Raw genomic sequence first — 266 nt, 5'->3', positions numbered from 1 at the left:
CGACGCTGAGTAAGATTGAGAAAGGTCTGGAAGATTTCTACTATAGCGTGGGTAAGTACAATGCCAGCGTTAAGGCTGTTGTGACCCCATTGCCACGAAATCGTGCTGATCTGAAATTTGTCTTTACCGAAGGGGTATCGGCGAAAATTCAGCAAATCAATTTCATTGGAAACAAGGTGTTTACCGATGAAGATCTGCGCGACAAATTCAATCTGCAGGCTGATGTGCCCTGGTGGAACTTCCTGGCCGATGAAAAGTATCAGAAA

The 266-nt window shown here is 45.1% G+C and carries 1 protein-coding gene; it reads left to right on the top strand.

Annotated elements, in window-relative coordinates:
* On the top strand, positions 1–266 hold a 266-nt coding region (locus ACYP03_RS26475), incomplete at both ends, for a POTRA domain-containing protein (protein WP_459782735.1).

The sequence above is a fragment of the Photobacterium sp. R1 genome (genome assembly GCF_054600795.1).
Note: the sequence above shows the minus strand (reverse complement) of the source record. Positions and strands in the feature narration are given on the sequence as shown.